We start from the raw sequence: 19,822 nt of genomic DNA on the forward strand, positions 1-19,822 counted from the left end.
AGGACACCATGCACATAGACTCCAAGGCCCCGGCCCCGGCTCCGGTGTATCCGGGGATCCGGCGGCGCAGCCTTGCCGCGGCTGCCGTGGCGCTGTCCGTTCTGCTGGCAGCAGCGCAACTGGTGCTGCTGCAGCCGCCGCCGGCCGCTGCAGCAGAGAACTGCGCAGCAGCGCAGCACCCGGTGGCCTGCGAAAATGCGAAACCGGGCACGGACCCGGAAGTGTGGGACATCGAAAAAGCCGGTGATCCGACAATCCAGGGCTTCGCCACCGAGATCAGCGTCAACACCGGGGAAAGCCTGGACTTCAAGGTGGATACCGATGCGTCTGCTTACACCATCGATATCTACCGCACGGGCTGGTACCAGGGGCTCGGTGCGCGGCACATCGCCACGGTGGCGCCCTCGGTGCCGCTGCCGCAGCATCAGCCCGAATGCCTGAGCGACGTCGCCACCGAGCTGGTGGACTGTGGAACCTGGCACCGGTCGGCAGGCTGGACCGTGCCGGCGGACGCCGTCTCCGGGGTGTACGTGGCGCTCCTGCGGCGCACCGACACCGGCGGGGCAAGCCACATCACCTTCATTGTCCGCAGCGATTCCTCCACCGCCGACGTCGTGTTCCAGACCTCGGATCCCACCTGGCAGGCGTACAACACCTACGGCGGATCGGACTTCTACCAGGGGGCTGCGAACGGCAGGGCCTACAAGGTCAGCTACAACCGTCCGATGGCCACCCGGGGAGACAACGACGGACGGGATTTCTATTTCAGTGCCGAATACCCCATGGTGCGGTTCCTCGAGAAAAACGGATATGACGTCACGTACCAGGCCGGCGTCGACACCGACCGCAGGGGTGAGGCGCTCAAATCGCACCGGGTCTTCCTCTCCGTTGGCCATGACGAATACTGGTCCGGGGCCCAGCGGGACAACGTGGAAGCGGCCCGGGACGCCGGGGTGAACCTCCAGTTCCTCTCCGGGAACGAGGTCTACTGGCGGACCCGCTACGAACCTTCTCCGGTGGACGGAACCGGGCACCGCACGCTCGTCAGCTACAAGGAAACCTGGGCCAACACCAAGATTGACCCGGCGCCGGAATGGACGGGGACCTGGCGGGACCCCCGCTTCAGTCCGCAGTCCCAGGGCGGCGGCGTACCGGAGAACGCCCTCACCGGTACCGCCTACGTGGCGAACTTCTCCGACCTTCCGGTGACGGTCAGCGCCGAGGAAGGCAGGTACCGGCTGTGGAGGCACACGGACCTGGCCGCCCAAAGCCCCGGGAGCCGCACCGAACTGGCCGCGCACACCGTCGGTTACGAATCCAATGAGGACCTGGACAACGGCTTCCGGCCCGCCGGCCTGACGAGGCTCTCCACGACGGTGGGGCCAACACCCCAGTACCTGCGTGACTACGGAAACACCGTCACCGAAGGAACCACCGAGCACCACGTAACCCAGTACCGGGCTCCCAGCGGAGCCCTGGTGTTTTCCGCGGGCAGCGTCCAATGGACCTGGGGACTGGACCGGGAACATGACGGCTGGGGCGCGCCGGCCGACCGCCGGATGCAGCAGGCACAGGTCAACCTGCTTGCTGATATGGGAGCCCAGCCGGCCTCCCTGGACTCAAGCCTCACCGCCACCGCGGCCAGCACCGACAAGACCGCGCCCTCCACCGCCATAACCTCCATCCAGCCCGGGACAGCCGTGCCGAACGGCAGTTCCGTCACGGTCACCGGAACAGCGTCGGACACCGGGGGGCAGGTTGCCGGAGTGGAGGTTTCCACCGATGACGGCCTGACCTGGAGAGCCGCCGACGGTACTTCGACATGGAGCTACACCTATATCCAGCACGGGATGGACACCCAGACCGTGCAGGCCCGGGCCATTGACGACAGCGGCAACTTCAACACGGCCGGGGTCTCCGCGCCGCTCAGTGTCCAGGGGCCGTATACGGTGTTCGGCGCCGAAGAACCCGAAACCGCGGACGGCGGGGACGGTTCGGCTGTGGAAGTCGGCATGCGGTTCACCCCCGCTGTCGGCGGCTACATCAGCGGGATCCGGTTTTACAAGTCAGAGGCCAACACCGGGCCGCGCAGCGGAACGCTGTGGGACGCGTCGGGAACCGCGCTGGCCACGGTCGCCTTCACCGGGGAGACCGCAGCAGGGTGGCAGCAGGCAATGTTCACCCAGCCCGTGGCCGTCAGCGCCGGAAACGGGTACGTAGTCTCCTACAGTGCGCCGTCCGGGCACTATGCAACTGCCGCGGACTACTGGTCGGGCGGGGGCAGCACGGCTCCTCCCCTGACAGTGGCCGGCGGATTCGGCGCCGCGCCTGCCGGCGTGTACAACACCACTCCGGGACGGTTCCCCGCCGACAGTTACCGCAACACCAACTACTTCGTGGATGCGGTCTTTGAAACGACGAGCAACGCGCCCCTGTCCGCCTCCGGACATACACCCGCCGACGGCGCTGCCGGGGCTGCGCTGAACACGCGGATCAGTGCGGTGCTTTCGAAGGAAGCTGTCCGGGAAAGCGTGAGCATAGTGGTCCGCGACGCAGGTGGAACGCCCGTTGCCGGAACAACCAGCTATTCCGCGGCCAGCCGTACGGCGCAGTTCGTGCCGGCGGCGGAACTTGCGGCCGGGACCCGGTACACCGTTCAGCTGGCCGCTGTGGACACCGGCGGCGGCGCCCTGGTCTCCGGCGGAACCTGGTCTTTCACCACAACCCGCAGCGCCGCTGAGGGGGACTGCCCGTGCAGCCTGTTCAGCGAAGATTCCATTCCGCAGCTGCCCCAGCTTTCGGACGGGATACCGCTGACGCTGGGTGTTGCGTTCCGGCCCGACACAGCCGGCACCGTGACCGCCGTCCGGTTCTACAAAGGGCCGGGAAACACCGGAATCCACACGGGCCGGCTTTTCGGGCCGGGCGGCACCGAGCTTGCCGCGGTCACGTTCAGCGGGGAATCGGCGTCGGGCTGGCAGACGGCCACCTTCCCTGCTCCCGTGCCGGTACAGGCCGGACAGGAGTATATAGCTGCCTACAGCTCACCCAACGGTGCCTATTCGGCCAACCTTGGACAGTTCGCCGGAAGCTATGCCTACGGCCCCCTGAGCGTTCCCGCGGATGGCGGCCGGTACGTTTACGGCGGAACCTACCCAGAGCAGTCCTCCACGTCGGGATACCTGGTGGATGTGGCCTTCGAACGCGGAGACCCTTCCCTGAGCGTGTCTTCCCGCGCACCCGCGGCCGGCGCTGACAGCGTCCCGGTAGACACAGCCATTTCCGGGACGTTCTCCCACGAGGTCCAGCCCGGCTCCGTAACCTTCAGCGTCCGCGGTTCGAACGGGGCGGAAGTGCCCGGCCGGACCGCCTACGACGCGGCCGGCCGGACAGCGGCATTCACACCGGCGGCGGCGCTGACCGCGGCCACGGCGTATACCGTGAGCCTGAACGCTGAGGCTGCCGGCGGCCTGCTGCCCGACGGCAGCGGGACCTGGACGTTCACCACCGCAGACACCGGCACCGAAGGGGATTGCCCGTGCGGGCTGTTTCCTGCCGACACGGTTCCGGCCATTGCCCAGGTGGCCGACGGGCAGCCGGTTGTGTTGGGGACAGCGTTCCGGTCCGCAGCCGACGGACTGGTCCGCGGGATCCGATTCTTCAAGGGACCCGGAAACAGCGGCACCCACACCGGGCGGCTTTTCGCCCCGGACGGATCGGTGCTCGCCTCGGCCGTCTTCACCTCCGAATCCGGCAGCGGCTGGCAGAGCGTGACCTTCGACGCTCCGGTCCCGGTCCGTGCCGGAGAGGAATACATAGCGGCCTACACCTCACCGACGGGGACCTACTCGGTCACCCCCGGCCAGTTCACTGCACCGTACAATTACGGGCCGCTCAGCGTAGCGGCCTCCGGGGGCAGGTTCAGCTATTCCGGCGGCTATCCCGCGAGCCCCTCTGCGGCGGGCTACCTGGTGGATGTCATCTTCGATTCCGGCGGTGTCCTGCCGGAAGTTCCGGAGGCAGGCTGCCCCTGCAGCCTCTACGCCCAGGCGGATGTGCCCCTCATCGACCGGGTGCTGGACGGAACACCGGTGACCCTTGGCACTGCGTTTTCCGTGGACGTTCCCGGGGAGGTCAGCGCAGTGCGGTTCTACCGCGGCCAAGGCAACACCGGACCGCATACGGGCTACCTTTACGACGCATCCGGCACCGAACTTGCCCGGGTGCTTTTCCCCGACGGGACGATTGCGGGCTGGCAATCGGCAACACTGGACACGCCGGTACCGGTGCTGCCCGGCACTGAGTACACAGTTGCCTACAGCGCGCCGTCGGGCGTCTACTCTGCCACTCCGGGGGGATTCACGGCCGGCCGGGACCGGCTGCCGCTCCTTGTCCCGGCCAACGGCGGCCGCTACTCCTACGCCGGAGGTTTCCCCACGGCTCCTTCCGGTTCCAGCTACCTCGTGGATGTGGTCTTCACCCGGGCAGGGCAGCGGCCCGGATAAGGCGGGCGGGCAGCCGGGGATTTCCCGGCATCAGCGGACGACCGCCGGTGACCAGGCATGTTCGACGAACAGCTCCGGCGGTCCGCCCGCTGTGTCCAGTGACCAGACATCGGAATCGCCGGAAGCGCCCTGGCGCGGAAGCCCGTACAGGACCGTGCCTTCGTCCAGCCACTCAATCTGATCATCCACGCTGCGGGTTTCGTCGAGGACCGTTTCGGTCAGGCTGTCCAGCTCCAGCACTGCCACCCGCCAATGCGGAACGGCAGAACCGGAGACGTCCTTCTTGAAGGCAATCCGCCGTCCATCGGGGGAGAGGGAGGGGCATTCAACGCCGTCGCGCAGGGCAGTCAGGGACCGGGCAGAGAGGCTGCCGCGGACCAGCCAGGTGGAACCGCCGCTGGCCGCCGTGGCATAAAACGTGTCTCCGTCCGTGCTGAAGGTGACGCCCCAGATGTTCCTGTCCGCTGCGGTCACTGAAATGCCTTCCACCAGCAGCGTGAAGTCTTCGATGTTGCCGTAATCCGGGCCGCCAAGGGCGGTGATGCGGGTCTCCGTGGAGAAACCTGTGCCGGCATAGGAGTGCCCGGTGACGAACGCGGTGGAGGCCACCAGGGACCCGTCCGGTGAAATTCGTGTCCTGCTGGGAATGCCCGGCAGCGGCCAGGCCGCCAGCTGGGCGCCGTCCGGGTCCAGCACAACGTCGGAGAAGGTCGTCAGCACCCCCGGCGTCGTCTGCAGGCAGGAACGGACCGATGCTGTGGCGTACACCCGGTCACAGGCCGTGTCCTCCAGCCTCCGGGGCCCGCCGGGCGCTGTCAGCGGAACGCTCCCAAGATGCCCATAGCCTTCGCCGGAGGCCGTGTTCCGGAACATCACGTATCCGCCGCCTGCTGCCCGCAGGTTCTGGTCGACGGCGACACCCGGCGCAGCGCTTGAACGTGCCTGGTACTGCTGGAACGCTGAGACGCCGTAAAAGGTACTTCCGGCGACGACGGCGGCCGTCACCACTGCGAGCACCCGCCAGCGTGCCGGGGAAGGCCCGGGGCCGTCCGGCAACGGGCGCGCTGCCGGGGAACGGTCGTCCAGGGCACTCATGAATTCCCGCCGCCTGGATTTCCTCCACCGGCGCGGGCCGCTTCCACGCTGCGTCTGGCCCCGGTCGACCGGATGAGCCAAACCGCAGCCGGCAGCACCAGCGCCAAAGCTGCTGCCGCCGTCCACAACGCGGTTTCCGGGCCGAGCGTGTACCAAAGGACTCCGAATGCGCTGGAGGCTACCAGTCGGCCGACGGCGACGGCCGTTTGCGCGGCAGCGATGCCGGTGGCCCGGAGCCGTGGAGGCACCAGGGATCCCATCATGGCGGCCAGCACCCCGTCGGTGGCTGCGTAAAAGGCACCCAGCGCCAGAAGGCAGGCAAGGACCGCGGGCAGGCCGCCGATCCCGGCACAGGCGTAGGCTGCCAGCAGGCCAAGGTGTCCCAGCAGGAACACCTTGTGCCGTCCCCAGCGGTCGGCTGCCCGGCCCAGTGGAATGGCGAGCAACAGATAGGCGGCATTCGTCCCAACGAAGAGCAAGGGGAACCACAGCGGGTTGAACCCACCGCCACTGAGGAGCAGCAGGTAGAGGAACCCGTCGCCCACGCTGACCAGGGCGAGCAGCCCCGCGGCCAGGACGAGCCGGCGCACCGCGGAGGTGTTCAACTCCCGCAGGGCTTGGCGGCCGGTAACCCGGCGGGAATCCGGTCCCGCTGAGGGGGCCGGAGCAGCGGCGGGAGCCGGCTCCTGCCGGGCGGACCGCAGGTTGGGAACCAGCAGGACCAGTACAGCGACTCCCAGGACGGCGGCCCCCAGCGAAAAGACGAAGACCGTCGAGTAGCCGCCGGGCAGGATCAGCAGCACCCCGAAGGCCAGCAGCGGGCCGGCTGTTGCTCCCACAGTGTCCAGCATCCGGTGTACACCAAAGGACCGGGCAAGGTGCTCGGGCTGGGCTGCCGAGGTAATCAGGGCGTCCCGCGGTGCCGTGCGGATGCCCTTTCCGATCCGGTCCAGCGTGATCACCGAAGCCACTGCGCCCACTGAGGCTGAGACCAGCAGGCCGGCCCGGGCAACCATGGACAGTCCGTAGCCGGCAGCAGCCACCCACTTCGGGCGGTCCACGGTGTCCGACGTCCAGCCGGCGGCAATCCGGACTACGGAGCTGATGCCCTGCTGAAGGCCGTCCAGGAAGCCGTAGGCGAGGATCGAGAGCCCCAGCGCCCCGGTGAGGTAGACGGGCAGCACCGCCGCCACAGCCTCCGAGGAAACATCTGTGAGCAGGCTGACGATCCCCAGCCAGACAATGACGGGGGAGAGCCGGAAGGGGACCTGGGCCGGAGCATTCCGGTTCCGCCGGCGGGCACGCTGATCTGCGAGTGACAGGTACATAGCTGCCTACACCCCGGCCCGCAGCACGGCGAAAACGGAGTACGGCAGATCCGCCCCACCGGTTGCCGGTCCAACGCTGACGGTGACAGCGCTGGCGCCGTAGGACCAGACGGCGGTGGTGGTGCCGCCGGCGGTTTCAGGAGCGCCGGGCTGGAACCCCAGTGACTGGAAGTGGCTGGCATAAAACGCCAGGACGTCGACGGTGCCGGAGCTGCTGCTCGCCCTCAGTCCCGCCTGGAGGGTGTTGCCGGAGGACGCGATGGAGGAAGCCAGTATCCTCGTACCCGGAGACAGCGGGAGCACGTGCTCGGGGAAGGCGTCCACCAAGCGGCCCTCTGCCGCATCGGCCGGCGGGAGCGGGGGTTCCAGCAGTGTTTTCGCCTCAGGGAGGACGCGCGACGCCGGCAGCGTTCCGGCTCCTGCTGCAGCGGCTCCCGGGGGAACTTCCAGCGGACGTTCCGGGTCAGGGGACGCGGCAGGCGGCCGGGCGCCGGGTGCCGAAGCGGTGTCCTCCGCAGTGTATTCACCGGGCGCCGGGCCGGGGCCGGGCGAAAGCCCGCCGGTACCGGCACCGGGGGCGGCGTCAGGGGCGGCGTCCTGCGCTTCCGGGGCAGAGGCAGGGCCGGACAGCCCGGACAGAATAACCCCGCCCGCCAGCAGCACGGCCGCGAGAATAAGTCCGGTCACAACGAAGGCCTTGGTGCCGCGCATCAGCTTCGCCATCTAGGAAGCTCTGTCCTGCTGCTGCACCGGTATCCTGCTGCTGTTGTCCCGTTCCCAGGCGGCGCCCGGACGGGAGGCAGCGGCCAGCCGGCGGCCGGTGACGGTCAAAGCTGCATAAACCGCGGCGTCGAAAGCGCTGCGCGGCCCGCGCACGGACCGCAGGACACCCGCCGCGCTGGCAAGCATCGTGCCGTGCAGGGCGCCTTGCTCGGAGTTTCCACGATAGGTGCGCCGCAGGATGGCCAGCAGGCCGGCAAGATCCCGGGGCAGCCGCACCAGGACGGGCGGACAGTCCAGTACCGACTTCTCGGCGCCGGCGAAGAACCGGTCCACATAGAGGTCATCCGCAACTACCGGGGGCAGCTGGCCAAGCCGGCTTCCGGCCTGCGCGCTCAGGGCGTAGGCTCCCGCTCCCCAGAGCGAGTGCTCCGCGCCGGGGAGATGCCGGCGCGCACGGTAATAGGACCGGACCAGGAAACCTGCACCCTCAAGGTCGTATTCCGCTGCCGGCCGCACGGCCTGGGCTCCGCCCTCCAGGGCTTCAAAAATGGCCTGAACGGTCTCCGGCCGAATCCGGATGTCGGCGTCGAGGTACAAGCGGGGCCACTGGCCGGCTGCTGCGTTTCCGGCATTCAGCGCTGCCGTCTTGGACGCTTCCGCAAGTTCCAGGACCGTGGTGCCGGGACGGGACCGGGCGACCCGCGCCGAGTCATCGCTGCAGCCGTTGCAGACTACTATCACCTGCACGCCGGCCGCTGCCGCCGGAGCCAGGGCGTCGAGGGTCTCGCCGATGACCGCTTCCTCGTTGTGGCAGGGGATGATCACGGAGCCCGGCGGAATAGGTGAAGCACCGGCCGGAGGACGGGGGACGGCAGGCACGTCAGCCTTCGGCAGGAAACGGCGCCGACCGGGGGCCAGAAGGGTGCGCACGGCGAGCCGGTGGCCGGCGCCGCCGATTCTCAGGGTTTCCGTCAACAGCACCATGCTGCCGAAGATTGCCGCGTAGCCGGGGCTGCGGTGCAGCTCGGCGTAGCGGACCCGGTTGACGGCCATCAGGGCTGAGAGTTCCGGGGACTGTCCCGAGCCGCCGCGCCGGTGGACCATGGCAGCAGCCGGCTCAAACCATACTGCCGCCCCCGCGTCCCTGGCACGCCGGAAGTAGTCGGTTTCCTCCGAGTAGAGGAAGAAGGACTCGTTCCAGGGCCCAAGCCTGCGGGCCAGGGGCATGTCCACCAGCAGTGCCGCGCCGGTAGCCCACTCCACCGGATGCGCGAAGGCATACGCTTCGCCGTCGTACTCAATTTCGGAAAGCCAGCCAGGACGGCGGGAAAGCCGGCGCCCCACCAGCGCATCACCCAGCGCGCGGGTAATGGTTGGTTCACGGCGGAGGGACGGATAGGTACTGCCGTCTTCATCGGCGAGCCGCGGCACCACGATTCCACTGCCCAGCTGGTGCAGGCGGCGGAGCATGGCGGCCAGGGCTCCGCGCTCCACCCGCAGGTCCGGATTCAGCACCAGGACCGCACCGGCGTCGCCGGCCTGCTGCGCGGCGGCGTTGATGCCACCGGCATACCCGAGGTTGCCGCCCGTGCGCACCACCGTCACGTCGCTGTGCCGGGTAAGCTCCCGGACGGTGGCATCTGTCGAGGAGTTGTCCGCGGCGACGACGCGGATGGTCTGATCAGCGGTTTCCGCACGCAGGGATTCAAGGAACGTACCGATATCCAGGGCATTGTTGTGGGTCACGGTGAGGATGCAGATATCCGCATAACCGTGTGCCGGGGCGAACTGCCCGGAGTCCGGAGCGGGGAGCGGCTGCCGGACTGCCGGGACCTGGCGGCGGAAGGCGGCCGCCTGGGGCGCACTGCGGCGCCGCAGCCGTATATAGGCGGGCGGGCCCTGGAGAAGGTAGCGCCGTGCCAGCCGCCGCGGTTCCAGGCTCAGCCGCCAGGCCCATTCGAGGCCGTTGATGCTGACCCAGGACGGAGCGCGCTGGATGCGTCCGGCGAGAAAATCAACGACGGCGCCAAAGGCCAGCAGTACTGCTGCACCGGTGTCCGGGCCGTACTCGGCGATCCAGAGTTCCTGCCGCGGTTTGCCGAGCCCCACGACCAGGACGTCCACCCCGGCACCGGCAATTTCTGCGGCCAGGGCACGGTTGGCTGCGGGATCTGCGAGCGCGGACCGGGACGGCGCCCAGCACCGGGCGACCACGAGATCCGGACGCCGCTGCGCCAGCAGCTGCGTCAGCTCCAGCTGGGTCGAGGCAGTACCGCCCAGGAACCCGACACGCAGTCCGTGCTCCTGGCAGTTATCGAGGACCGGGTCGATGAGGTCGCTGCCGGCGAGGCGGGGCCACCGGGTACCGGTCAGGGCGCTGGCACGGGAGGCCAGCGGTGCGCCGTCGATCAGGTTTAGCCACTGGACTCCGGCAGGGACTCCCGAAGAGACCCGGGGCGCCTGCAGCGAACCCTGCCACCGGCCCCCGGTCCCGAAGTAATGCAGGTGGTCCAGATTGATGGAGGCCACGGCCAGCGGCAGGGTTTGGCCTGCACGATCACCGATGGTGGCCAGAGCCTGTTCAGCGGTCCGCAGATCCACCTCCACGCCGCTCAGGAGAAGGCGGGCGGCGCTCTGCGCCCCGGCTTTCCGGGCCACATGCCGGCCGGGCACACGGACATCCGCGTTATTGCTTTGTGTTGCCAAGACCGCTCCTCAGACTCGTACGTACGAGCAGTGAGAATAGGAGCGCGAGCAGGAGCAGCCCCGGGTAGGAGCTACGGGTCTGCCGAACGGAGTGGAACCCGGAAGAGGCGCCCGAGCCGCGAAGTTCTACTTGTTCCTCACAGTGGATCTAAGTAGCGCTTCTCTCTTCGACGGTTCCGGAGACCGCGCCCCGGCGCGGTACGGGCTGCAGGCCACTGGCCTCCAGCCGGAAGCAGTCGCCCGTTACCGGGCAGCTCCAGTCTTCCGGTTCCGGTCCCTGCGCCAGCGGATATCCGGCCGGTCCCACCCAGCCGACCTGCCTCGCCGGCACACCTGCGACCACGGCATAGGACGGAACATCGCGGGTTACCACGGCACCGGCGGCCACCGTTGCCCAGCGGCCGATCCGCAGCGGGGCGATGCAGACGGTGCGGGCCCCGATCGAGGCGCCGTCCTCAACCACCACACCCACCGGGTGCCAATCCGCCGCGCTCTTCAAGGACCCGTCCGGATTCACCGCCCGTGGGTACGTGTCATTTGTGAAGACCGCTGCCGGACCGACGAAGACGCCGTTGCCCAGAACGCTGGGCTCGTAGACCAGGGCGTGGTTCTGGATCTTGCAGTTGTCCCCGATCTGCACGCCGGGACCGATGTATGCGCCGCGGCCAACAACGCAGTTTGAACCCAGTGAGGCTCCTTCACGCACCTGGGCCTGATGCCAGATGAGGGTCCCGCCGCCGATTTCCGCGTTCTCGGCGACATCCGCCGTACTTTCGATCCGGCTCATGCACGTTTCCTTTCGGCTGTGCGCACCCTCGGTCGGTCCGCTGGCCACACCCTACCGCTCCGGTGCCGCGCCCGGGTGCTCCGGGACTCCCGCAGGTATTGTCCGCCCCGTCCCAAGTAGCGGATCCGTTTGCGGCCTCTCCGGCGCCCACCCAAGTGGCGCAAAAGGGGGTAGCGACTACTTGTAGCAGTGCCCGATCCCCGACCCTACGCTTTGTCCTCGACCCCCGACACGAATCCAAGCGTAAGAGGCGGAAATTTCATGCGCGTTGTTCCACCGGTGCAGCTGCATCAAAGCCGGGCCGCTGCCGGGGAACCGTTGCAGCTGGCCGGGCGCGGTGACGCGGTTCGGTCCGCGATGTCTGCCGTGGAAGGCAACGGCGGAGCGGTGATCGTGGGGCCGGAAGGCATCGGAAAGACAGCCTTGGCCAACCACGTGGCCCGCGCGGCCGGCCAGGGCTTCCATGTAGTCCACATCCGTGGGAGCGCGGTGTCGGCCCGGACAGATTACGGTCCGCTGAACTGGCTGCTGTGCGAACTCCCGGAATCCGTGCTGAGCAATCCGGTGCAGGTCCTCCGCGGGCTAAAGGCGCATCTGGCCCGGTTGGCCGGGGGCCGGCGGACCCTCCTGGTGGTGGATAACGCCCATGAACTGGACCCGCTGAGCCAGACCGTGACCGTCCAGCTGGCCCGCCAATCCGTCGTGGCGCTTCTGGCCACCACCCCGGATCTCCTGCGCTGCGGTGAGGAAATGGTCCGCTTGTGGTCGGACGGGATGATCCGCCGGATTGATCTGGGGCCGCTGGAAACGTGCGAGGCGCAGGCCCTGATGGAAGGGGTGGCCGGAGGCCGCTTGTCTGCCCTGGCCGTCAGGACGGTGTGGGCCGACACTCAGGGAAATCCGCTGTTCACTTCCCTGCTCTGCAGAGATCAGATTGCGGCGGGACGGATCCAGGACCGTGGCGGAACCTGGACGCTCACCGGGCCGCTGACCTACACGGGAGAGATCTCGGACTGGATGGAGAGCTGGTACCGCGGACTGCCGGAGCAGGAGCGGCGGATCGTGGAACTGGCCTCCCTGTGTCCAGGACTTCCCATCGAAACACTGCTGGCCGTCGCGGACCCGGACTCATTGGACAACCTGGAGGAACGCGGCGTTCTCAAGGTCGGCCACGGTGAAGGAACCGTCTCGCTCCGGGAACCGCTGTATGCGCGCCTGGTGGCCGGGCTGATACCGGTCGGCAGGTCCTTTGACCTGTGGCAGGACATCATGGACACCGATCCCGATCTCTCCGCATTTCCCGATGCCCCGGCGAAAGCTTATGCCCGGTGGTCCGCATCCTCAGGCAACACCCTTCCCGTGGAGCTGGCACGGCGTGCCTGCGCGGCAGCGAACCGTGCCGGTGAGCCGGAAGCCGCCCTCAAAATAAGCGCCGCGGTGGCCTCACCCAGCCCGGGGCTGGTACTGGAACGGGCGCGGGCCCTGGCAGCTGCCGACCGGCCGCGGGAAGCCGAGCGTGACCTTCGGGCGCTGGTTGACCGTCAGGACGCCGGTACAGCGGTACCCGCTCTGCTGGAGTTGGCGGCGATAGGACGCAGGCTGCCCCAGCCTGCGATTGATCCACGGGCCGCGCTGCAGCAGGCGGCCGCCGCCTCGGCGGCGCTGGAGGAGCCGGAGCGCAGCGAAGTGCAGCACAGGATTCTGGTGGCCGAGGCAACCCTCGCAGTGCAGGACGCAGATCTGGCTGCTCTGCCGGATGGGCTGGAAGCACTGTGCAAGGACCGGTCCGTGGCCGAAACCGTTCGTTTTTCCGGCCGCGTCTGCCGCGCCCAGGCGCTGGCACTGGCGGGCCGGACGGATGAGGCACGGGAGGAAGCTTCGGCACTCTGGGCCGACCTGCAGGCCGCCGCGGGACTGCCCGAAGTCGTCGGTGGTGAAGTCCTGACGGGAATCCTGTGCACCTACGTGCTGTCAGGAGACCTGACGCTCGCCCTGGAACTGCTCAACGGTTCAGCCCGGCTGCGCTATCTGGACACCTACCTGGGTTCCTGGATGGAGTTGCCCGCCGGGGTGGTCCTCGCGCTGAGCGGGCGGTCCGACGCTGCGCTGGAATCCTTGCTCCCTGCGCTCCGGCAGCTGGAAGTGCGCGATCCGCGGGAGCTGCTTCCGCTCGCATTTGCGGCGACTGCCTACTCTTACGCCGCCAACCAGGACTGGGACAGGATGGGCGAATACCTGGCGGCAGCCCCGGAATACAGATGCCGGCCAGCTGCCCATATCGCGGCGGTCACCAGGTTCTTCCTGGCGGCGGCAGTGCTGGCGCGGAAGTCAGACCGGGCCTCGGCAGCGGCCCTTACAGAACAGGGCGTCCAGGCCAAGGCACAGGGCTGCTATCCGGAAGCGGTGCTGTGTTTTGCAACCGCCGCGGTGTACGGGGACGGCCAGGCCGCCGTGCTGCTGGAAAGCACCGCGGGTGAGGGAACAGGGACCAACGCCGGTATGTGGCGTTCCCTCGGAACCGGGCTGCGGCAGCGGTCCGGCCGAGTGCTGTCCGACGTCGCGCGGCAGCTGCTGCACCTGGGTCACTTTGGGCTGGGGCATAAGACAGCGCTCGCTGCCCACGATGCGGCCGTGGCCGGCAAGGACCGGGACGGGGCCAGGCGCGCCCGGTCCGTGGCCAACGAGTGCTACCGGTTCCTGGCAGAGGCCAACGGCATCGCGCGGCGGCTGGCCTCCCTGTCCGAGTTCGAGCGGGATTTGGCCGTCCGGGCTGCCGCCGGCGAATCCAGTGTCCGGCTGGGTAACGCCCTGCACCTGTCGCCGCGGACAGTGGACTGGCACCTGGGCCGGATCTTCCAAAAGCTGTATGTGTCCGGACGCGCCGAACTGCGGCGCCTGCTGGGGGATGAGCCGGGGAGCCAGCAGCCGGAAAAGGACGGTGAGTACAAGTAGCGGCTGTTGATTATTGAGGAGGAGACCAAGTATCGGCATGGAATGCCACGCCTGTTATTCGAGTAAGTAAAGCCAACTACTGGTGATTGCTACTCAAGCCGGTGTGCAGGGGCCCTACCTACTCTGATGAACGCCCGCCAACGCGGGTCAGATGGGTTTGTATAGAAGAGGTCTCACTGTGGACGATCATCATTCGACGGGCGCCACCGCATACGCTGCGCCTTCCGCTGCTGCCGGCACCGGCCCGGACTGGCAGCCGCGTGCCGATTCCCTGTTCCTGGGCAGGGCCAGCCTTATCCAGACGATCGCTGAGAGGCTGGAACCGGATTCTCCGGCTACCGGCTGCCTGCTCATCGGCGAGGAAGGCAGCGGTAAGAGCGCACTCATGCGCCACGTCCTGCAGCTCCATGGCCAGGATGCCTACACCATCCATGTGCGGGGCTCAGCATTCGCCGGGCGCACCCCGTTCGGGGCGCTCACCTTCCTGCTTTCCGACCTGGATCCGGAGGCCTCCTCCCACCCGGTGCTGATCCTGCGGGGCCTTACGGCTCTGGTCCGCGAACGTGCCGCTGGACGAACCATCATCCTGGCCGTGGATAACGCGGAGGAGCTGGATGAGTTTTCCGCCATGGTGCTTAGCCAGATGGTGGTGAACCGGTCCGCCCGCATGATTGCCGCGTTCCGCGACTTCAGCGCCGCCCCGTCGGAGTTCATGGGGCTGTGGCGGGAAGGGCTGCTGACCCGCCTGGACCTGGAACCCATGCTGCCATCGGACTGCGCACACCTGCTGGAGGCCGAGCTGCGGGGGCCGGTGAGCCGGGCCGCGGCAGAGGACCTGGCCCGGATCAGCGGAGGTAATCCGAGCCGGCTGCTGGCCGCCGCCGCTGATTACCGGGACAGCGGCCGGCTGGTTCTTGCCGGCCAGGTGTGGGTGCTGGCACCCGGACGGCAGCCGGGGTTCCCGCGTCTCTACGCCGCCATGGGAATCAAATTGTCTGCCCTTGAACCTGGCCAGCGGGAACTGCTTGAGTTCCTCGCACTTGCCGGTGCCCTGCCCCTGACCCAGGTACTGGAACACGCGGACAGCCTGGATGTGGATGCCCTGCAGGAAGCCGGGCTGCTGCTGCTCACCCATGCAGGGGTTCCGGCACTGTCCCTGGTCGACCCGACGCTGGGAACGGTCTTGCGCGCCCAGCTCGATGCAGGACGGCGGCAGGCGCTGCTGGACCGGATCCTGCCGGACCCAGCCGTCTCCCCACCGCTGCGCAGCGCGGAATGGCTGCTGTCTGCCGGGGCCAAACTAACTCCGGAACTGGCACTGTCCGCCGGCCGCGCCGCGAACGATGAGGGGGATTCCGCCGCTGCGGAGCGGTTCATCACCGCAGATCCGAACTATCTGTCGTCCCCGGCAGCGGTACTGGAGCTTGCCCGCGCGCATCTCGACCGCCGCGATTACCAGGCGGCGGCCGGCATCGTGGACCGGCACCGGCAGGCCGGCGGGGCACCCTCCGCTTCGGTCGAGAACCTGCGGCTGCTGATGGCTGAAAGCCGGGCAGGCTGCCTGGCAGCCACGGAGCAGATCAGGGACAATCTGCTGCTGCCGGCGGAAGGAACGGATACCGGGAAGCACACCTCCCTGCTTGACGAGGGTGAGCGGATGCTGGCTGTTCTGCTGGACGGCGGAATGGGCCGCGCCGAGGCCGCGCAGCTCACAGGCGAGCTGACCCTGGCCCGCGCCCGCTGTCTCTCCCAGCACGGCAAGTACACGGAATCCGCTGCCTTCCTCTCCGGCGTCTACGCCCGGGGAGACGAAAACGGGCGTGGCTTCCGGGTCCTGGTGGGGTCATGGCTCTGCGAGGCCTGGGGGATGACCGACCGGCAGGGCGATGCCCTGGAGCTGGCAGCAACTCTCTGGAACCTGCTGGCCGATGGCCTTCCACCGGATCTGGAGGAAGGCCCCGCCGCAGAGGCCAGGGCACGGCTCATCCACGTTCTGCTGGTCACCGGCGCCGTGGCGGCGGCCGCCGCCTGCCTGACTCCGGCAACCGACGCGGTGGAACACAGTGTCTTCGGCGGAACCGTCCGGGAAATCTGCGACGGGATGCTCCGGGCATTCGAAGGCCGGGGCCCTGCCGCGACGGCGCATTTGCTGCCTGCGCTCAGGCAGCTGGAAGTGGCGGACCCGTTCGGCATGCTGCGGACTGTCCAGTGTGCCGCGGCTTATGCCGCTGCGCTCCAGGGCCAGGACGAACGGGCCTGGGACCATCTGCGGTCCGCCGGCGCGGTATCGGGATCCCCGTCCTGGGCTGTACAACGGACGGGAGCCCACTTCGCGGTCCTTGCACAGGGGGTGCTGAAGTCTCCTGAAGCCGGACCCACGCTGGAAGAACTCGCCGCAGCGGATGAAGAACGCGGCGCCGGCTCCTATGCGCTGCTGGCCACACTGGGTGCAGTGCGCCTTGGCAGGACGGACGCTGCCCAGCAGCTGCTGGACATAGCCTCCGGGCTGCAGGGAGGCTTCGCCCGGTTCTGCGAAATATATGCAAAGGGCGCCGGCGAATTCGATGCCCAGCTGCTGCTTCTCGCGGCCGACGCGGCCCACGCTGATGGCCACGACCTGATCGCCCGGGAAACCAGGGAACAGGCATTGGAAGTGGCCTCCGGAGCGGGCGACCGGGCCACCGTACGCTTCATCCACCGCAGCCGGCGGCTGCTTTCAGCAGAGGCAGATAACGACGGCGAGGTGGAGGACTGCCTGCGCGGATTGACCGCCCGGGAACGGGTCATCGCCCGTTCAGCCGCGAATGGAACAAGCAACAAAATCATCGCCCAGGAGCTCTCTATTTCCGTCCGCACGGTGGAAGGCCACCTCTATCAGATCTACTCCAAACTGCACGTCGGAAGCAGGCGGGAACTAGCCCGGCTCGTCGCTGCAGGCAAACCGGCTGCCGTGGCAGGTGCGCAGTAATGGCGGGCCAGGTAAAGCAGCCGGCGTTCCTTCGCGCTGCCGAAGCGGAAGACATCGCAAGCCGGCTCCTGGACCCGGTGCTGCGCGGCGTCGTCGTACTGGCGCCGGAAGGCATGGGCAAGAGTGCACTGGCGGAGGAAGTCCTGTCACGGCTGGACGGGATAGTCACCGTCTACCGGATCCACGGAAGCCCCGTGCTCTCCCGGATCTCCTACGGCGTGCTTACGCCCTTTATGGAGCCCGCGGCGGCAGAGGACCTGGAATCCCCGCTCGTGGTGCTGCGGAACATCCGCCGTTACTTCCGGGTCCGTGCCGAAGCCGGGCATCCTCAGGCGCTGCTGATGGTCGACGACGCCCATCACCTGGATGAGGCATCCAGCCACATCCTCGTCCAGCTGGCCATGTCCGGGGAGCTCCGGCTCGTCGTCCTCTCGCGCAGCCGCGGCGTCCACATGCAGGAACTTCTCTCCCTCGCCCGGGACGGACTGATGTCCAGGTTCGATCTGCAGCCGCTGCCGCTGGAAGCTGTTCATGAACTCTGTGTGCAGCAGCTTGGCGGACCGGTGCTCACCGCGTCCAGCGCGGTCCTCGCGCAGATCTCGGGCGGTAATCCGCTTTACGTCAAGGCGCTGATCACGGGTGCCCGGCGCCGCGGCGAGCTGCTGCTGCGCAACGAGTGCTGGTATCTGCGTTCACTTCCCGGTGGCTTGGAACCAACGGCCCAGGACCTCGCCAAGCGGCTGCTGGCCGGCCGCACCCCGCCGGAACGGACCGTGCTCGAAACCGTGGCGTTGGCCGGCGTCCTGTCCCGCTCCGCACTGGCGGCGCTGACGGACCAGGAAACCGTGCAGACCCTGGTCGATGATGGCTACCTGGAACCCGTCTCAGATTTTCCGGAGCAGCTCGGGATGGCGCAGGCACTGCACGCGGATGCCATCCGCAGCCTGGTGCCACCCATGCGCAGCATCGAGATCAGAGAAAATCTGCTGGGGGAGGGCGGAGCCGCGGAACGGATTCCGCAGTCCCCGCGGCATTTGGGATGGGCACTGGACTGCGGTGAAGACCCGCAGGATGCCGCTCTGGTACAAGGTGCGCGGGCCGCGAATGCTGCCGGGGACTCCGAGCTGGCGCTGCGGCTCGCGCAAGCGGTCCGCCCTGGCACTTTCTCGGCCCGGGCGAACGTGGAGGCGGCCGCGGCCCACCTGGCCCTGGGCAATTTTCCCGACGCCTGGGCCGGCCTGGATGACGCCGTCAGCACGGCACCGGATACCGCCACCCTGGATTTCGCGGTATTGGCAACTGCGCAGCTGGCAGCGGGCTCTGATCAGACGGGGGACCGGATCCGCATGTTGGCCGGTGCCTGGGCTGCCCGCGATGCGGAACTTGCCGGACTCCAGGCACGGGACAAGCGGACCGCCTGGCTGGCGGCGGGTGAAAGCGTCCTGGAGCTGTGGGCGCGGGTGGCTGACGGTAATCTGCTGGCCCAAGGCGCATCTGCGGCTGCCACCATGGACCTGCTGGAGGCCGAAAGCCTCCGGACGGCGGCGGAGGAGGAATCCCCCGCGCTGCATGAGTTCAAGGCACTGGGTTTCGCTCTTGTCTCGGAAGTCCGTACCGCCGCCGGCGCCGCCCACGAAGCCGTGACTGCCGCGCACCAGGCACAGGACGAACTGCTGCAGGAGCCGCTGGCTCGAAGCAGCGTGCGGGGTAGCCTGTTCCTCCGGCGGAGCTTTGCACTGCTGCACGGTGGCCGGTTTGAGAAGCTCAGCCAGTTACTGGCCGCAGAACTGGAGACCGCTGACCCGCATCACCTCCTGGCCTTCGGAGGCACCATCGGGGTGCTTGAGGGAGCGCTCGAAATACATCAGGGCCGCTACCGTGAGGGACTGCGGCGGCTTCGGCCCGCAATCGAAGCTCTGCGGGCACGCGATCCGGAACGGCTGCTGCCCTACGCCCTGGCCGTGGCTGGCTACGTGGCTGCCGTAGTGGACGACACCGGTCCGGCTGCCCGGTTCGCCGGCGAGCTGCGCGGGGTGGGCTATGCCGGCCCCCGTGCCCTGTCGCTGACGGCCCGGGCGTTCGCCGCTGCAGCCCTCGCGCCGCAGGGTTCGGAGGAGCCTCCGCCGCCCCTGGTGCGCGAACTGGCGGCCGAAGCCCGGGAACTTGGGCAATATGCGGCGGAGAAAGACATCCTGGAGCTGGCGATGGCAATCGGCGACCTGAAACAGGCCCGCCGCCTGGTGGACCTGACCGACTCCTTCGAAGGCGGCGAGGCTGCTGCACTGCATGCCTATGCCGCTGCCGTCGCTGCGGATAACCCTGAACGCATGGTGGCGGCCGCAGACGAAGCGGTCCGCCGCAGGAAATTCCTGGTGGCCGTCGAATGCATCGGCCATGCCATCCGGTATTACGGGGCGCATAACAACCTGCGCCGGCAGCGGGCCCTGATTCAGCAGCTGCGGCGGCGCCGGGACGAACTCGCCGGGGTAACCGTTTCCTATCTCAGTCCCAGCGTTCATCAGGTACGCCTGACCAAAAGGGAGCACGAGATAGTGAAACTGCTGCTGGAAGGCGCGAGCACCAAGGATGTTGCCACCCGTTTTACGCTTTCCCAGCGCACAGTCGAGGGGCATGTCTACCGGATCTACGTAAAGCTCGGGATCAGCAAGCGCACGGAGCTCGAAGCCGTGTACCGGGCGCTGGAAGCCGAGCCCAGGGTGCCCGCCGGACACTAGCCTGGAGCCAGCAAAACGTCATA

Annotated in this window: 9 protein-coding genes; 4 read left to right on the forward strand and 5 right to left on the reverse strand. The window is 68.1% G+C overall.

The features are described from left to right. The first annotated feature begins 8 nt into the window (after nucleotides 1-8). On the forward strand, nucleotides 9-4,505 hold the full coding sequence (locus tag AL3_RS08260) for a DUF4082 domain-containing protein (RefSeq protein WP_066299123.1): 4,497 nt from the start codon (nucleotides 9-11) through the stop codon (nucleotides 4,503-4,505). A 30-nt stretch (nucleotides 4,506-4,535) separates the two neighbouring features. On the opposite strand, the gene AL3_RS08265 is transcribed toward AL3_RS08260, so the two are convergent. The 5 genes from AL3_RS08265 to AL3_RS08285 all read right to left on the reverse strand — a co-directional run bounded on the left by AL3_RS08265 (nucleotide 4,536) and on the right by AL3_RS08285 (nucleotide 11,144). Continuing rightward, nucleotides 4,536-5,600, reverse strand: a complete 1,065-nt coding sequence (locus AL3_RS08265; RefSeq protein ID WP_246168675.1) for a TolB family protein — start codon at nucleotides 5,598-5,600, stop codon at nucleotides 4,536-4,538. Further along, the gene (locus AL3_RS08270; protein ID WP_066299124.1) at nucleotides 5,597-6,928 is read right to left on the reverse strand and encodes an MFS transporter; all 1,332 of its coding nucleotides are present in this window, start codon (nucleotides 6,926-6,928) and stop codon (nucleotides 5,597-5,599) included. Before AL3_RS08270 ends, AL3_RS08265 begins: the two co-directional genes overlap by 4 nt. Nucleotides 6,929-6,934: 6 nt before the next feature. Then, entirely contained in the window at nucleotides 6,935-7,651 is a 717-nt protein-coding gene (locus AL3_RS08275) for a hypothetical protein (RefSeq protein ID WP_066299125.1), read from the reverse strand. Beyond that, nucleotides 7,652-10,357 carry a WecB/TagA/CpsF family glycosyltransferase gene (locus tag AL3_RS18950; RefSeq protein ID WP_083521571.1) on the reverse strand — a complete coding sequence of 902 codons (2,706 nt, stop codon included), beginning with the start codon at nucleotides 10,355-10,357 and terminating at the stop codon, nucleotides 7,652-7,654. Nucleotides 10,358-10,505: 148 nt separating this feature from the next. After that, nucleotides 10,506-11,144 carry an acyltransferase gene (locus AL3_RS08285; protein WP_066299127.1) on the reverse strand — a complete coding sequence of 213 codons (639 nt, stop codon included), beginning with the start codon at nucleotides 11,142-11,144 and terminating at the stop codon, nucleotides 10,506-10,508. 261 nt (nucleotides 11,145-11,405) lie between these two features. Between AL3_RS08285 and AL3_RS08290 the strand changes: the two genes are divergently transcribed. The 3 genes from AL3_RS08290 to AL3_RS08300 all read left to right on the forward strand — a co-directional run bounded on the left by AL3_RS08290 (nucleotide 11,406) and on the right by AL3_RS08300 (nucleotide 19,799). Next, nucleotides 11,406-14,096: an AAA family ATPase gene (locus AL3_RS08290; RefSeq protein ID WP_066299128.1), complete on the forward strand. Its 2,691-nt coding sequence runs from the start codon at nucleotides 11,406-11,408 to the stop codon at nucleotides 14,094-14,096. Nucleotides 14,097-14,274: 178 nt separating this feature from the next. Continuing rightward, entirely contained in the window at nucleotides 14,275-17,064 is a 2,790-nt protein-coding gene (locus tag AL3_RS08295) for a LuxR family transcriptional regulator (protein ID WP_066299130.1), read from the forward strand. Continuing rightward, the gene (locus AL3_RS08300) at nucleotides 17,064-19,799 is read left to right on the forward strand and encodes a LuxR C-terminal-related transcriptional regulator (protein WP_066299133.1); all 2,736 of its coding nucleotides are present in this window, start codon (nucleotides 17,064-17,066) and stop codon (nucleotides 19,797-19,799) included. The genes AL3_RS08295 and AL3_RS08300 overlap by 1 nt, the downstream gene beginning before the upstream one ends. The last annotated feature ends 23 nt before the right edge of the window (nucleotides 19,800-19,822 follow it).

The organism is Arthrobacter luteolus NBRC 107841 (genome assembly GCF_001552075.1).
Classification (GTDB): domain Bacteria; phylum Actinomycetota; class Actinomycetes; order Actinomycetales; family Micrococcaceae; genus Arthrobacter_B; species Arthrobacter_B luteolus.

Excerpts from the sequence above, each read along its gene's own strand:
- AL3_RS08260 (WP_066299123.1), top strand. The coding sequence starts at position 9 with ATGCACATAGACTCCAAGGCCCCGGCCCCGGCTCCGGTGTATCCGGGG.
- AL3_RS08265 (WP_246168675.1), bottom strand. The coding sequence starts at position 5,600 with ATGAGTGCCCTGGACGACCGTTCCCCGGCAGCGCGCCCGTTGCCGGAC.
- AL3_RS08270 (WP_066299124.1), bottom strand. The coding sequence starts at position 6,928 with ATGTACCTGTCACTCGCAGATCAGCGTGCCCGCCGGCGGAACCGGAAT.
- AL3_RS08275 (WP_066299125.1), bottom strand. The coding sequence starts at position 7,651 with ATGGCGAAGCTGATGCGCGGCACCAAGGCCTTCGTTGTGACCGGACTT.
- AL3_RS08285 (WP_066299127.1), bottom strand. The coding sequence starts at position 11,144 with ATGAGCCGGATCGAAAGTACGGCGGATGTCGCCGAGAACGCGGAAATC.
- AL3_RS08290 (WP_066299128.1), top strand. The coding sequence starts at position 11,406 with ATGCGCGTTGTTCCACCGGTGCAGCTGCATCAAAGCCGGGCCGCTGCC.
- AL3_RS08300 (WP_066299133.1), top strand. The coding sequence starts at position 17,064 with ATGGCGGGCCAGGTAAAGCAGCCGGCGTTCCTTCGCGCTGCCGAAGCG.